Annotated in this window: 10 protein-coding genes and 2 pseudogenes; 5 read left to right on the forward strand and 7 right to left on the reverse strand. The window is 60.2% G+C overall.

The annotated features are described in order from the left end of the window. Positions 1 to 3: 3 nt before the first annotated feature. The 3 genes from AC6CH8_RS05050 to AC6CH8_RS05060 all read right to left on the reverse strand — a co-directional run bounded on the left by AC6CH8_RS05050 (position 4) and on the right by AC6CH8_RS05060 (position 3,194). Complete coding sequence (locus AC6CH8_RS05050; RefSeq protein WP_402937237.1) at positions 4 to 951, reverse strand: C-terminal binding protein; 948 nt, start codon at positions 949 to 951, stop codon at positions 4 to 6. 225 nt (positions 952 to 1,176) lie between these two features. Continuing rightward, the gene (locus AC6CH8_RS05055) at positions 1,177 to 2,979 is read right to left on the reverse strand and encodes a sigma-54-dependent Fis family transcriptional regulator (RefSeq protein ID WP_498189110.1); all 1,803 of its coding nucleotides are present in this window, start codon (positions 2,977 to 2,979) and stop codon (positions 1,177 to 1,179) included. A gap of 32 nt (positions 2,980 to 3,011) precedes the next feature. Further along, complete coding sequence (locus AC6CH8_RS05060; protein WP_498189112.1) at positions 3,012 to 3,194, reverse strand: hypothetical protein; 183 nt, start codon at positions 3,192 to 3,194, stop codon at positions 3,012 to 3,014. 227 nt (positions 3,195 to 3,421) lie between these two features. Here AC6CH8_RS05060 and AC6CH8_RS05065 point away from each other — a divergent pair, with 227 nt between their 5' ends. Further along, entirely contained in the window at positions 3,422 to 4,081 is a 660-nt protein-coding gene (locus AC6CH8_RS05065) for a TetR/AcrR family transcriptional regulator (RefSeq protein ID WP_498189114.1), read from the forward strand. Between the two features lie 1,171 nt (positions 4,082 to 5,252). Then, on the forward strand, positions 5,253 to 6,170 hold the full coding sequence (locus tag AC6CH8_RS05070; protein WP_498189116.1) for a hypothetical protein: 918 nt from the start codon (positions 5,253 to 5,255) through the stop codon (positions 6,168 to 6,170). A 124-nt stretch (positions 6,171 to 6,294) separates the two neighbouring features. Here the strand turns inward: AC6CH8_RS05070 and AC6CH8_RS05075 are convergent. The 3 genes and pseudogenes from AC6CH8_RS05075 to AC6CH8_RS05085 form a co-directional block, all read right to left on the reverse strand. After that, positions 6,295 to 7,439 (reverse strand): annotated as a pseudogene (locus AC6CH8_RS05075) (IS3 family transposase). Between the two features lie 99 nt (positions 7,440 to 7,538). Next, positions 7,539 to 7,862, reverse strand: coding sequence for an SdpI family protein (locus tag AC6CH8_RS05080; RefSeq protein ID WP_498189118.1), 324 nt, complete (start codon positions 7,860 to 7,862; stop codon positions 7,539 to 7,541). 467 nt (positions 7,863 to 8,329) lie between these two features. Beyond that, on the reverse strand, positions 8,330 to 9,271 hold the full coding sequence (locus tag AC6CH8_RS05085) for a LysR family transcriptional regulator (RefSeq protein ID WP_498189120.1): 942 nt from the start codon (positions 9,269 to 9,271) through the stop codon (positions 8,330 to 8,332). A 120-nt stretch (positions 9,272 to 9,391) separates the two neighbouring features. Between AC6CH8_RS05085 and AC6CH8_RS05090 the strand changes: the two genes are divergently transcribed. The 3 genes from AC6CH8_RS05090 to AC6CH8_RS05100 are packed head-to-tail and all read left to right on the forward strand — an operon-like array spanning position 9,392 to position 12,026. Next, positions 9,392 to 10,384: a DUF1852 domain-containing protein gene (locus tag AC6CH8_RS05090; RefSeq protein WP_498189122.1), complete on the forward strand. Its 993-nt coding sequence runs from the start codon at positions 9,392 to 9,394 to the stop codon at positions 10,382 to 10,384. A gap of 20 nt (positions 10,385 to 10,404) precedes the next feature. Further along, positions 10,405 to 11,451 carry a methionine synthase gene (locus AC6CH8_RS05095; RefSeq protein ID WP_498189124.1) on the forward strand — a complete coding sequence of 349 codons (1,047 nt, stop codon included), beginning with the start codon at positions 10,405 to 10,407 and terminating at the stop codon, positions 11,449 to 11,451. Between the two features lie 2 nt (positions 11,452 to 11,453). Further along, the gene (locus AC6CH8_RS05100; RefSeq protein WP_498189126.1) at positions 11,454 to 12,026 is read left to right on the forward strand and encodes a flavin reductase family protein; all 573 of its coding nucleotides are present in this window, start codon (positions 11,454 to 11,456) and stop codon (positions 12,024 to 12,026) included. 1,100 nt (positions 12,027 to 13,126) lie between these two features. Here the strand turns inward: AC6CH8_RS05100 and ctaD are convergent. After that, a pseudogene (ctaD, locus tag AC6CH8_RS05105) lies at positions 13,127 to 14,877 on the reverse strand (aa3-type cytochrome oxidase subunit I). Between the last annotated feature and the right edge of the window lie 2 nt (positions 14,878 to 14,879).

Below are 14,879 nucleotides of genomic sequence, written 5' to 3' on the forward strand. Positions count from 1 at the left end.
CTTTCAGTTCACGAGGTCGATGAGCGGTTGCCCGGTCAGGGCCAGGCGGACACGTTCAACGGCACCCTCTTGAAGTGCGCCTGTGGAACGGTTGGAGCGCCAGGCAATGTGGGGCGTCAGGATGGTGTTGGGCGCTGAGCGAAGCGGGTGTTCTGCCCCGAGGGGTTCCTCGGCAAAGGTGTCGATGCCTGCACCTGCGATGTGGCCGGAGGTGAGTGCCTCGGCGAGGGCTGATTCCTCGATGAGACCGCCACGGGATACGTTGACCACCACTGCTCCCTTTCGCATGCGCGCCAGAACATCCTTGGAGATCAGGTTTGCGGTATCAGCGGTCAGCGGCAGGTGAAGCGATACGACGTCGGAATTTTCCAGGATGTCGTCCAAGGTGGTCAGGTCCACAAAGCTCTCCGTCACGAACGGGTCGTAGGCCCGGACCCGCGCCCCAACGGCCTGGTACATGCGGGCAACGTGCTGGCCAATGCGCCCCATTCCCAGGACCCCGACCTCAAGTTCGGACAGAACCGGGGTGTCGTAGCCGATGGTCCCGGCCCAACCAAGGTTCTGGATCGATGCGCCACCTGCCGGCAGACGGCGGGCCAGTGCCAAACCCATCGCAAACGCGTGCGATGCCACCTCCTCTGAGGCTGTTCCGGGGACGATTGACACGGGGATCTCTGCCGCGGTGGCTGCATCAACATCGATGTTGTCGTAGCCGATTCCATACCTGATGACAGCCTTGCACTTGGACATCACAGGGAAGTCTGCGGCTGTGAGTTTCGCGTAAGGGGTGATCATCACGATGTCGGCTTCGGGAAGGCCTTCCCGGAAGGCTTCAACGTCGGCAGCCGGGTTGAGTGTGTAACCGAACTCCTCTGCGAGCGCGTGCTCGCGGTCCAGGTTTGGAAAGTGATGGGGGGCCACAAGAATGGTTCCCTGGGCATCGCGGGTCATAGTCGTCGTCCTGTTCGTTGAGTACCCTCTTCATCTGCCGAGCACCCGTTGTAGGGTGCCGGTGTGCGGGTGATTTCAAGTACAACGCGATATGTGCAGGTTCATCCGTACCAATTCGAGACACTGGGGTGGGACAGTGTCCCACCGGTTACTGTCGGGGGGCCAGGACCCAAAAAGGCAGCCGGCCATCAATGGTGGTCGGCTGCCTTACTGCGCAGTTTTGGGTTATAGGTCGAAGCCTCTACTGCGGAAGTAGTCCATCCGGCGGTAGAGGGTGGAGCGGCCAATCTGCAACGTCTCTGCCGCAAGGCTCCTGTTACCCGACGCTTCCTGCAGCGCGGTTCGTAGCTCGCTGAGTTCGGCGTCCTCCAGACGGGACAACCGCCCTTTGGTCAAGACCCGGTGGAACCCTTGCGGGAGATCGTCTACGGTAACTTCCGCTCCGCTGGCGCGTTCAACGGCATTGGACACTACGGCGCGGAGCTGGTCGATGTTTCGCGGCCAGTCAGCATGCGTCAGCGTTGTTAGTAGCCGTCGGGACAACCTTCGGTCCCCCATCTCTTCTGCAATCGCCACCGCAAGCTGGGGAATGTCCTCCCGCCTGTTTCGCAGCGGCTCAACCATAATTTCCAAGACGTCGAACGCCTCTGACAGTATCAATGTGGCATCCGTTGGGTGAGTGATGGTGAACGCAAGCTTGGTGGTGGCATTGCCCCGAAGGTTCCGGGCGAGCTCTGCTGCCTCGCTCTGGGAAAGTTCGTCGGCATGTTCGACGATCAACGTCGATGGCAGCTCAGTGGATACTCGATGAATCACGTCCCGGAGTTGGTTGTTCCGGAGCGAGCCACCCCTCGCATCCACCACCACGTGCTGCCCACGAGTGTCCGCAATTGCGCCAGCGAGCCGACGTTTTCCGCTACCGAGCTCTCCAATGATGACAACGGAGCGCTCCTGCTCTACTGCCTTGCGGGCAAGGCTCAAGGTGCGCTTGAAGCCCATGCTCGTCCCGTCAAGATGCTTCACGAGTCTGTCTGCCGCATCCGGCAAGGCAGCCTGCGGCTCTACCTCGTCGCTATGGGGTTGGGTTGGACGTTCCTTAGTGGGTGAGTGTGGGCGGACCACCACGATTGCCCCTACGTTGGCTGCAGATAAGGTCACGGGCGAAACTTCCAGGGTGGAGATCCCAGGCCCCTGGAGCGAGACCTCACAATTGAGTTCGCGGCCGGAGGACATGACCGCTTTCGCATACCCGGAGATGACGGAGACGTCGCCGTCCTCCAAGGTCGCCGTTGCCGTTGCGTTGAGCAGGGAGTTCTTGCCGTCCAGGGCAATCACTGCCCGGTTACCGCGCCGGCGGGAGATCCTCAAGTATTCGCTGAGTAGAGCCCGCTCCTTTGATGAGGTCCTCACTTCGATGTCGCGCTCAATGCGAGAAGCTACTCCTTCCAGCATCAGCAAAGTGGACGACGGCTCCAAAGAGGTGACCCGGTTGCCGGGTAGAGTCAGTCCGATGACGGCCCGCACCCTGTTGTGGAAAGGGTCGCGGACGAGGGAAGCGAAACACCAGTTACCGCGCATGTCCTCACGGAAGTGCTCTTCGGGTGCGAGCCATACCCCCCGTCCCTCTTCAAGGGCTAGACCTTCACCATTGCTTCCACAGCTCTCCTCCAGGAGTGAATATCCGGCGGGGAAGCCGTCATCCCGTAGGTAGTCCGCTTTGACCAGTACACCGTTGGGTGCCGTCAGGTTGACGTAACCGCCAAGGTCCGCGGCGACCTCGTCCAGCTTCTGCAGGTGTGGCCCTGCCGCCTGGATGGTGTGTTCGTCCACGCGACCCTCGTCAAAGAATCCTCGGTCTGCCACAGCATCAACGCCGGCTGCCCTGCTCCTGTACCAGGAGCGCGCGACGATGGGTCGGATTCCGCTGAGGTCGGCATGGGGCTGCATGAGGAAGAGTTCGCGTAACCGATCGATTTGAAGCAGCGGCTCTCGCGGCACCCAAGGGGAAAGTACTTCTGCAGAGGACATGTCAATTGGTTCTTTCTGCTGGAGCCAGGTATTCAGGAAACGACGGCGGTACCACCGCGACGGCGGGAGTCAAGCCACTTGCGCGCCCGGCCTCGACTCTTGGGGCGGAAAGCCTGTTGCGCGTGCCAGTTGTCGTTGTGAGCCGCATCGTCTTCCACAGCGCGCGCGCTGATATAGGCGGCGATCATGCCAGAAAGCCCACTGCCAAAGGTCATGCTGCTTCCTTTGGCCCCCCGGTTCGAATCTTCGCTAAACATGATCCGTTCCTCCCTGTTAAGGCACTGATAGTGACGGGACCAGCCTGTGCTGGCTTGCGCCACTTTCAGAGTAGCTAACTAATGGTCGTTAGCCAAGAGTTTGCGTAAAGTTGGACCATGCGCAATGTGCCACGGCGATGGACCGCTTCCGAAGGGTCAACCCCCACGACTGTTAGGGTCAAAGCATGAGCAGTTCCTCCTACAAGGCCGCCCGCGACACGTTCGCCCACCGCTTGGAAGAATGGAATTGGGCCGGTCAAGGGGCTTCAAGACGCCACATACTCGAGGCATTTCTGCAACTTGCCATCGCCAACGGGTTCGGTTCAGTCTCCATGCGGACCATCGCCAACGCCGTCAACATCAAACCGCCGAGCCTCTACTCGCATTTCCCCAACGGCAGGGACGAAATCGTCGCGGAATCACTGCGCTGGCACTTTCACCGTTTCGGCACGGCACTTCTCGAGGCCGTTGATCATGCGGAATCAGCAGGTGACTTCTGGGACGCCATGGTGAGGCTGCATTTCACCAGACAGGTCAGGCTTCCCGAAAGCAATCTGTGGGACCTGCTCGTGGCAACCGACAGGATGGCCTCGATCCTTCCCGCAGACCTGCGGGCCCAGGTGGATGACTGGGTTGCACTCCACGAAAACATGTACGCAGCTGCCGCCCGGGACATGGGCCACCCACATCCCGAAGAAAAGGTCCGGATTGTGGTGACCCTCCTGGAAGGAGCCACACGCTGGGCTCCAAACCACTACAACGATGTGGAACTCGAAGCTATGGCGGACAAGGCCGTGCTGTTGTCCCGCATCATTCTTGGGGCCGAACTGCCTGGCGAACCGTAGCGCCCTCCTCCTCCCACCCCCCGGGCAGGAGTATGGATTCCCGTGATCTGAAAGGCATGGAACGCAGGCTCGGCGCCTTTCAGATTTAGCTTCACCTCAGGGCTACGGCGGCTGCCTGGTGCCTACAACCAGTCTCCGACACCCGGGTCTCCCAGGTTCGTCTACTGCTGGCTTTGGCCTGACAAAGCATGAGCCTGGCCAGCTTCCTCACTTAAGGAACGAGCCGAACCCAGGATCTTCGACGCAAGTTCTCAAAGTCATGTTGCGCTCGTCCCCCTACCCATGAAGAGGTGTAGGCCAACCCCGACCTACCCGACGAACCAAGAAGGGAACCCATAGCCCCAGTTCAGAGTAAGCGGAGGGCCCACCAGCCACGACCCTGAGCCCGCTCCCCCACAACCAAACAGGCGACCCGCGGCGCCAGGCACACCCCGCGGCCAGTGTCAGAGGGACCTGACCAAACAGAACGCACACACGTTAAAGCAAAAACCCCCTCCGTAGAGGGGGCCTGCTGTGTCCGAGGTGGGACTCGAACGGGCTTCCAGGCCTTGGAACCATTGGGAAGTGGCGGAAACGTGCGGAATCCGGGGCAGTCCGGCGGGTGTACGAGCCAGTCCGAAGCGAGAAGTGTGGACACTGTCCACACTTCTTTTTTGGTCCATCGAACACCAAGAAGCGAGGACTTGAAGCGTCCCCTGCACACTCATTGCATGGGCAGGGAAATCGGCGCTCCCTCTGCAGATTGCCTAATAGGGAACTGGACACATCGACCCAAGGCTCGTCCTTGCATGCGGGCCGGCGATGGAGTGGACTTTGTCCACACGCTCTTCGGCCTGACAAAACGTCCACCAGTCGGGTTCCTGTCCTCAACGAAGGAGCCGAAGTCAGAAGCTTACTGCGCAAAGTCGCGAAGTCATTCGCGCTGACATTTTTTATAGACCCCTCGGCACATTTGGCCGGCGGGATGAGCAGCGACCTAATCTAACCTTCAAACGACACAGCTCGGTTCACTAGAAGGAGCCGACCCTTATGGGACAACGACCTTGGAGCCTCCCGAGATCGCCATGCAAAAAGGGTTGCTGACGGAGGTATGGTGCTGTTCCTTTGGATATCTGAGTAAATGTATCCTGCCGGGACAGAGGGGTAACCGCGCATTGGTACCGTGGAGGACATGAATACGGACCCTGTGCTCGCTGCCGCCGCTGTAGTGATTTCGTTTATTTCGCTTGCGATTGCAGTACGTTCAGCACGGGTCAACCGTCGCGCGGCAAAGATTTCCGAATGGTCGGCGGCGGTCGGGAATGCTTACGCCAGCATGCCACCCATCACGGTGCGGCTCGATCGGGTGAGCTACCAGTGGGCGAACCCGCGCTCGGACCAATTAAATCCCACCAGGGATGAACGAATTGTTTTGGCTGAAGCAAGCCGAAGAGACCTGTTCGCGGAAGTCCTGGTCGAGGGGACGATTACGGCAGGGGACCAAGACGCTCTTCTGACGTACCGCGATCACGCAAGATGCGGGCGGAGCGTCTGGTATCCGTTAAGGAATCAAAATGTTTTCTCGGTTGGCAGCAGGCACAATGTTAGCTGGAGCGTACTGGGAGCAGGCGAAAGCGAGAATTTCACATGGGTCGATAGACGATCCGCCCAGGAATGGGCCAATATCTATGCGCTGTACAACAGAAATTTGTGGGATGACCCAGAACTGGAATTGCCGCAGCTGAAGTGGAAAGACATCCCGCAAATTCTCCGGATGCTTTGGAATTTCCGCATGACAAACCAGTCGTTAGCCATGAAATTGATTAGAGAAGACAAGGTCGCCCGCAGTGGGTTCAGAATTATTGGGGAATCTCGACTGGACAGACGGGTCACCGTCGAATGGTCAGCCGAAGTCATCTGCTCTGCACTGGAAGCGTTCGGCCGCGAGGAGCCCTCGAGCAAGGATCCCTCAGAAGCATTGCTTTGGAGGGTCGCGCAAGACGTACCGGGGCCTATCGATGACGATGTCATTCGCTACCGCGCCAATCTCTCCCATGTTCTAGCAGCGATAATTACGCCACGATCGCGCCGAGTCCCAGGTCGTGATTAGGCCAACCCGGTCGGGTCAGACGCCCACGATTGTCGGAGCTACTTGGCACGCGTACTTGTAACGCGATCCTCGTAGTGGCGACTCTGATTCCCGGGACTGCCCCGGCTTTTGTTGACTCGGGTTCTTAGGCCGCTGTGAGCGGGGTCCGGTTGATTGTTTCATATTCGATGGGCGTGAGTTTTCCCAGCCGTCGTTGCCGTCGCCGGCGGTGGTAGGTTCTCTCGATCCAGGTTGTGATGGCCAGCCGGAGGTCTTGCCGGGTGAGCCACCGCTGACGGTCCAGGATGTTCTTTTGCAGTAGCGAGAAGAACGATTCCATCGCGGCGTTGTCCGCGCACGCACCGACCCTGCCCATCGACCCTGTCAGGCCATGGTGGCGGAGCGTTTCGACGAACCGGCGGGACCGGAACTGGGACCCACGATCCGAATGCACCACGGGCCCTGCAGGGTTGCGTGCCCGCACAGCGTTCTCCAGTGCCGCCGCGGCAAGCGAGGAGTTCATCCGCGAATCCATCGAATACCCGACGATCCTGCCGGAATAGACGTCCTTCACCGCGCAGAGGTAGAGCGTGCCCTCGGCCGTGGGATGTTGGGTGATGCCTGTCAGCCGCAGCTCGTTCGGTGCCGCGGCGGTACAGTCCCGCTCGACCAGATCGTCATGAACCTGCGGCCCGGCCTGCGGTTCAGGCCGCGTTTCTTCGAGAACTCCGACCAGATTCCGTGGTCCCTGCATAGACGCTGGACCCTGTTTTCACCCGCCGTGATGCCCTTCCCAGGAAGTTTGTCGGCGATAAAACGGTACCCGAATGCCGGGTCGTCGGCGTGAATGTCCATGGCAGCGTTGACCAGGTGCGCATCTACCCAGTCCCGTTCCGTCACCGGGCTTGCCCTCCACCGGTAATAGCCTTGCTTGGCTGTTTCCCAACACCCTGCAGGTCACCGCCACTGGAACACCGTTGACGGCAAGGTCCGTGACCAGCGGGTAGATCATGTTGGGTTGATGTCCCTGGCCAAATAGGCAGCCGCCCGGCGCAGAATCTCGTTCTCCTGCTCCAGCAGGCGGTTGCGTTTCTTCAGCTCACGCATCTCGGCCGAATCACCGCTTGCCGGGCTGGCTCCGGATTCTTTACGTTCGGCAATGGCAATCCACCGCTTGAGCGTCGTGACTGACAGCCCGAAGTCCTTTGCAATCTGCGCCAGCGGCGCTTGGCCCTTTCGGGCCACATCAATAACATCTTGGCGGAACTCCGCCCCATAAGCCGTGGGCATGGTCAACATCCTTCCACGAGCACAAGCCCGCTAGGTCAAGGAGTCAACAAAACCGGGGGCAGTCCCAACTTTTATTTAGAAAGTGATCTCTGCTTTGGGTTACTCATCACCCGCAGCAATACGACGAGCCAGAGAATCAGCCTTGTAGTACATGTGCATGAGCAGGACCACCATGATGGCCGTGAACCCCATGCCCGGGAAAAAGATCCACGGGATGCTTGAGTCATCCTTAGGTAGGGCTGCGAATATTATCCACAACGTGGCCACAAACCCGATTAGCGTTACCGGAATGGCTTTCAGCGCACCAAGAGCTGAAGTGTGTGCAGCGTTCCATGCACGTTCAGACGACAAAGTGGCCTTCGAACGGATGCCAAACGTATAGTTGGGTTTTGAATCGCCGGACTTGACCTGAGAAGCCAGCATTTGGAGTAGACCTGCTACTACCAAGAACGCAATCGTGAACATAGTCGTGCTGAAAGCCGCCCCCAAAACGATCCTTCCACTGGTACATACTCGGATAACCGAAGAGTCTTCAGATTGAAATGCCACGTTAACAGCCGCCACAACACTTCGTAAATAACCTATACCGATTTGCTGCGGCTGCGAGCGGGGCTCCGTTATCAGTCCCAGTCACTGCGAAATACGTAACTAACATGTCGGCCGAGCTGCGTTTTTCTGGGATCCGAATGGCCCCACCGTGGCGGCCTTACAAGCCCCGCGTGATGTCCCCGGGCTGGATCGTCACCACCTGGAACAGGCCGGTTTCCTCGCTGGCGTCTGCCCCGGCCATCCCAACGACGACGGCGGGCACATGCGACACCTGCGCCCCGCTCGGATGCAACAACTACGTCCAATCACCGAAGGGGTAACACTCGCCGGCTCACCTGCGGTCAGTCGAGTAGCGCTACGCCGAACTCAGCGACGACGGACCGCAGTTCCCTGAGGTAGTGCTGCGCTTGGTCGGTGAGCGGGATCGCGGCGTGGCCGATCCAGCCGATCTCGATGCGTTCGTCAACGTCAAGCGGGATGGCGACGATCTCCGGGTCGAGCTCCCCGCTGATGATGCCCGTGGAGATCGTGTAGCCGTGGAGCCCGATCATGAGGTTGAAGATCGTGGCACGGTCAGAGACCCTGATCTCCTGCTTACTGGACATGGTGGAGAGAATCTCCTCCGCGAAGTAAAAAGAGTTGTTCGCACCTTGATCGAAGGTCAGCCGCGGCATCCCGGCGAGATCATCGAGAGTCGCACGCTCTTTTGAGGCGAGCGGGTTATTCCGTGCAACAAAAATGTGCGGATCGGCAAGGAAAAGCGGAGTGAACGCGAGCCCGGACTCCCGGAGCAGCTTGTCGATGACCTTCCGGTTGAAATCGTTCCGGTAGAGGATGCCTATCTCACTCCGGAGCGTCCGGACATCCTCAATGATGTCCCAGGTGCGGGACTCACGGAGCGAGAACTCGTATTCAGCCACATCAGTGGCCTTGACCATCCGAACGAAGGCGTCCACCGCGAACGAGTAGTGCTGCGTTGACACCCCGAGCAGACGTCGCCGCGGCGGCCTGCCAAGGTAGCGCTGCTCAAGGAGAGCGAACTGCTCCACGACCTGCCTCGCGTAGCCGAGGAACTCCACCCCGTCGGCGGTGAGGGTGGCCCCGCGGGCGGAGCGAACCAGGAGCGCACGGCCAACCCGGGCCTCAAGGTCCTTCATCGATGCGGACATCGTCGGCTGCGCTACGTAGAGAAGATCGGCAGCCGCAGAGATCGAGCCCTCCGCTGCAACTTCTATGAAGTAGCGGAGCTGCTGCAGGGTCAATCCACTCGAAATCTGGGCCATAGGAAAATTCTATATCAATGCATAGCAACCACTAGTTACCTGATACCTCGCCCCAGGCTGCACCATGGATACATCACCTTCGGAAAGGCCGTCTCCGGCCCATCAACGGAATGGCAGCACATGGCAGACGACTTCACCTTCAGCATCACCACGACCCCCTTCGACGAGGACTACTCACCGTCGGAAGGCTCGCGGATCACCACGAATTTCGCCAACCTGGCACGGGGCGAGCACCGCCAGGAGAACCTCCGCAACGCCTTGACCATGATTCGGCGCCGCTTCAACGATCTCGCCAGCTGGGACAACCCGGACCGGGACCGTTACACGCTCGAGCTTGAGATCGTTTCCGTGCAGATAGAGTTCACTGCCGAAGGCACCGACCAAAAGTTCCCCCTGTTCGAGGTTCTCGACATCCAGATCGTCGACCAGCTGAACGGGGTCCGCCACCAAGGGATCGTGGGGAACAACTTCTCCTCCTACGTCCGCGACTTCGACTTCAGCGTCGTACTGCCGGCGGCATCAGCAGAGGCAGGCAAGCCCACCGTTCCCGAGAACTTCGGCGATCTGCACGGCAAACTGTTCCAGCAATTCCTCGATTCCCCGGCATGCCAACAACGTTTCCCGCAGCCGCCAGTGGTGTGCATCAGCGTCTCCACGACCAAGACGTACCGGCGAACGGAGAACCATCACCCCGTCCTGGGCGTCGAGTACCAGCAGGACGAGTTCTCACTGACGGACGCCTACTTCGCAAAGATGGGGCTGCAGGTCCGCTACTTCATGCCACGAGGCAGCGTAGCGCCGCTGGCCTTCTATTTCCGCGGCGACCTGCTCAACGACTACACCAACCTGCAGCTCATCGGCACGATCAGCACCATGGAGACGTTCCAGAAGATCTACCGCCCGGAAATCTACAACGCGAACTCCGCCGCCGCCGTCGTCTACCAACCGAGCCTTGGAGAGCAGGACTACTCCCGGACCCAGATCGATTACGACCGCGTTGAACGCAGTCAGCTCGCGGTCACTCAGGCGAAGTACACGGAGGAACACTTCATCACGCCCCACAAGGATCTATTGGACCAGTGGACCGCCAAATACCCCGCTCTCGTCAACTGACCCACGGAGAAACGTCAATCATGAACACACTTTTGCCCACCACCGTTGTTGGAAGCCTGCCCAAACCATCGTGGCTCGCACAGCCGGAAACTCTGTGGTCTCCCTGGAAGCTGGAGGGAGATGCGCTGCTCGAGGGCAAGCAGGATGCGCTGCGCATCGCCATCCACGAGCAGAGCCGACGCGGCATCGACATCGTCAGCGACGGCGAGCAAACCCGCCAGCACTTCGTCACCACCTTCATCGAGCACCTCAGCGGGGTCGACTTTGAACAGCGCAAGACCGTGCGCATCCGCGATCGCTACGACGCGAGCGTACCCACCGTCGTCGGGCCGGTGCGCCGCGAGCGGCCGGTGTTCGTCGACGACGCGAAGTTCCTCCGCGCAACCACCGGCCGGCCGATCAAATGGACTCTTCCCGGTCCCATGACCATGGTGGACACGCTCTTCGATGACCACTACAAGAGCCGCGAGAAGCTGGCCTGGGAGTTCGCTGCGATCCTGAACCAGGAGGCGAAAGAACTCGAAGCGGCCGGCGTGGACATCATCCAGTTCGACGAGCCCGCGTTCAACGTCTTCCTCGACGAGGTCAAGGACTGGGGCGTGGCTGCGCTCGAGAGAGCGGCAGAAGGGCTGCGTGCGGAGACCGCCGTGCATATCTGCTACGGCTACGGGATCAAGGCCAACAACGACTGGAAAGCGACGCTCGGCTCACAGTGGCGGCAGTACGAGGAAACGTTCCCGCTGCTTCAGAGCTCCAGCATCGACATCATCTCGCTGGAATCCCAGAACTCCCACGTGCCCATGGACCTCATCGAGCTCCTCCGCGGCAAGAAAGTCATGCTCGGGGCAATCGATGTCGCAAGCGAGACCATCGAGACCCCGGAGGAAGTCGCCGATACCCTCCGCAAAGCCCTGCAGTTCGTCGATGCGGACAAGCTCATTGCCAGCTCCAACTGCGGCATGGCCCCGTTCCCCCGGGACGTCGCACTGGCCAAGCTGAGTGCTCTCAGCGCGGGGACGGACATCGTTCGCGAGGAACTCGAGCGCTCCGCCCCCAAGGCGTCCTAACGATGTTCCACGCCTACCCTCCGGACACTTGGCTGGGGGCTCCGGAGCAAAGCTTCCCGTCCTCCCTCTCGGCTGACGAATTCAAGGCACTGTTTCGTGGCCACCCGGGAGGTGTCGCCGTCATCACGGCCGATGCCGGCGAAGGACCGGTGGCACTCACAGTATCGTCGGTGGTGTCCGTGAGTGCGGAACCTCCGTTGCTGATTTTCTCGGTCTCGGCACTGTCCTCAGCGTCGACCGTGCTTTCGCGCGCCGAAACCGTCGTCGTGCACCTGCTGGACGCGCACGACGTCGACCTGGCGAAGTTCGGAGCGACCCCCGGCGCCGACCGCTTCAACCAGACGCACCGCTGGTCGGCCCTTGCAACCGGCGAAGCAGTGTATGACGACGTCCGCGCCTGGGTGCGCTGCGCCGTCATCAACCGCATGGAGGTAGGCACCTCTACAATCATCGCCGTTCACGCCCTGGAGTCCCGCGTGATGCGTGACGTCTCAGCGGGCGAACCCGGCGACGCCTTGGTCTACCACAACCGTTCATGGCACCGCCTGGGCGAGCACTCCAAGCTCGAAAGCTAAGCGCCGCGCCAACAACGCGGGGCGCCGAGCCGAACGGCGCACGACGGCGGGAGGTAACTCCCGCCGTCGCGGTCGTTAACGTCGTGGTCATCCAAATCGGAGCGTCCATCGACTTCCTCAATGGCTCGGATCCAACCCTGTTCTGCACGCAGGCGCCGCTTCGGTTCGCACTCGAGAATCACCCACCGACAGCGTTGTGACGGCACCGTACTGGCGTTCGATGAGTCACATCATGTCTCCGCGGACACCGAGACGGACCGCTCGGCGCGCTCCTGCGTGAGGTCATGAACGGCTCAAACGTACACATCGACGCGATGACCACTCATCGAAGAAGACCGGAAGCCCACACCCTGGAAACGAGATCGGGCCTAGGAACTGCGGGAGCGCTTTCGACAATCCTCAACGAAACATACCGCCCGATATCGGCGTTAGCCTCGGACGGGTAGAAGTAGCGGCAAGGCTTCCTTTAGATGGCTAGATTGATGCTTTCCGCAAGGCTGCGTCAGAGACTGAAGTGCCTCAGCAACGGGCCATAGCCTTTGGAACTTGGAGCCATCCCTGCCTTCTGAACTGACGGTTGAACAGACATTTCCCGCCACAATGACGCCTGGCTGCAACTCCGCCCTTGTTCCGCCGAAGCCAACGGACGCAACAACTAGTGGGCCTCCGGATGTCCCAGTTCCTTAGAAGTGGCAGGGCAATGGACAGACTGGTGTCCGAAGTCCCTATGCACAAGCGCGCGAGCGACGGGGGCTCACATGCCCGGCTCGCTGGGTGGCTAAACCACGAGGATGACGCGGCGCGTTGAATGGTCCGGTGGACGGTGGAAGGGGCGAGGCCTGAGAGTTCCACGATTTCGGTAGTGGCGTGTGCCCATCCCGGTGTTGGCTAATGTGGTGGGTTGCTTGGGACTGGAGCGTTTGGTTGCTTCCCCGGAAGGCCCCTGTGGCCATGGCTACTGCCATTCCCACTTTTGTTCTGCCATGGATGAGGTCAAGGACAACTTGCATGGGAGTGATGAAAGCGTCTGCGTTGACTTCTTTGCGGGCCGGGGCCGCCACCGTGGTATTCCTCTGGGATGAACTGGGTAATTCCTGAGGCTATTTGTCGGGGTTGGGGTCTTTGACGTTCTGTGAGCCGATGTCCGCGGCGCCCAAGACATCCGCCGCTGGATTGTCTACAGGTTGATGCTCCCGGACGCGCAGCTCGGGGTGGTGGAGATCCAGGGCTGGGCGCTCGGATCGAATCCGAGGTATGGAGGTGAAGTTGTGGCGCGGGGGCGGGCATGAGGTGGCCCATTCCAAGGATGCGCCGAAGCCCCAAGGATCATCCACTGTGACCTTCTTCCCGGCCCGCCACGTGACAAAGACGTTCACGAAGAAGGGCAGAAGTGAAGCTCCCAGCAGGTAGGAGCCAGGCTGGAAAACTGATTCATGGCGGTGAAGTTGTCTTCCGGCATGTAGTCGGCGTACCGGCGTGGCATCCCTTCAACTCCCAGCCAGTGGTGGATCAGGAACGTTGCGTGGAAGCCCAGGAACAGCAGCCAGAAATGGATCTTGCCAAGCCTCTCGTTGAGCATGGTGCCGGTCCACTTGGGCCACCAGAAGTAAAAGCCCGCGAACATGGCGAACACCACGGTTCCAAACACTACGTAGTGGAAGTGTGCCACCACGAAGTAGGAGTCTGTGACGTGGAAGTCCAGCGGTGGCGAGGCCAGGATGATGCCCGTGAGCCCGCCGAAAAGGAAGGTCACCAGGAATCCCAGGCTCCACAGCATGGGCGTTTCGAACGTGATGGAACCGCGCCACAGGGTGCCGATCCAGTTGAAGAACTTCACGCCGGTTGGCACCGCGATCAGCATGGTGGTGAAGGCGAAGAAGGGCAGGAGCACTGCACCGGTGGCATACATGTGGTGGGCCCAGACGGTCACTGACAGTGCGCCGATCGCAATGGTTGCGTACACGATCCCCTTGTAGCCGAACAGGGGTTTTCGGCTGAACACGGGGAAGATCTCGGACACGATGCCGAAGAACGGCAACGCGATGATGTAAACCTCGGGGTGGCCGAAGAACCAGAACAGGTGCTGCCAGAGGATGGCACCTCCGTTGGCCGGATCAAAGATGTGGGCACCGAAGCGTCGATCCGCGCCGAGCGCGAACAGTGCGGCGGCCAGCGGCGGGAACGCCATAATGACCAGTATTGCGGTGATCAGGGTGTTCCACGTAAAAATGGGCATACGCCACATGGTCATGCCGGGCGCACGCATGCAGATGATGGTGGTGATGAAGTTGACGGCACCAAGGATGGTGCCGAAGCCCGAAAGCGCCAGGCCGAAGACCCATAGGTCACCGCCGACGCCGGGGCTGAAGGTTGTGTTCGACAACGGCGCATAGGCGAACCAGCCAAAGGACGCTGCACCTTGCGGGGTGATGAAACCGGACACCGCAATGGTGGAACCGAAGAGGAAGAACCAGAAAGCCAGGGCGTTCAGTCGGGGGAAGGCAACGTCCGGGGCCCCTATCTGCAGCGGCATGATGACGTTGGCGAAGCCCGCGAACAGTGGAGTCGCGAACATCAGGAGCATCACGGTGCCGTGCATCGTGAACATCTGGTTGTACTGCTCTTTTGTTTGCAGGATCTGCATCCCGGGTTCGAACAGTTCGGCCCGGATCAGCAAGGCCATCACGCCGCCGAGGCAGAAGAACACGAACGAGGCGATCAGGTACATGAACCCGATGGTTTTATGGTCCGTGGAAGTGATCCAGTTGACCACCACGCTGCCTTTGCGGCGCCTGGTAACGGCTGGAGCAGCTGTGGTGGTGCTTTCCTGGGATCGGCTGTCTATCGCCATCC

The sequence above is a fragment of the Paenarthrobacter sp. GQ52 genome, assembly GCF_059759005.1.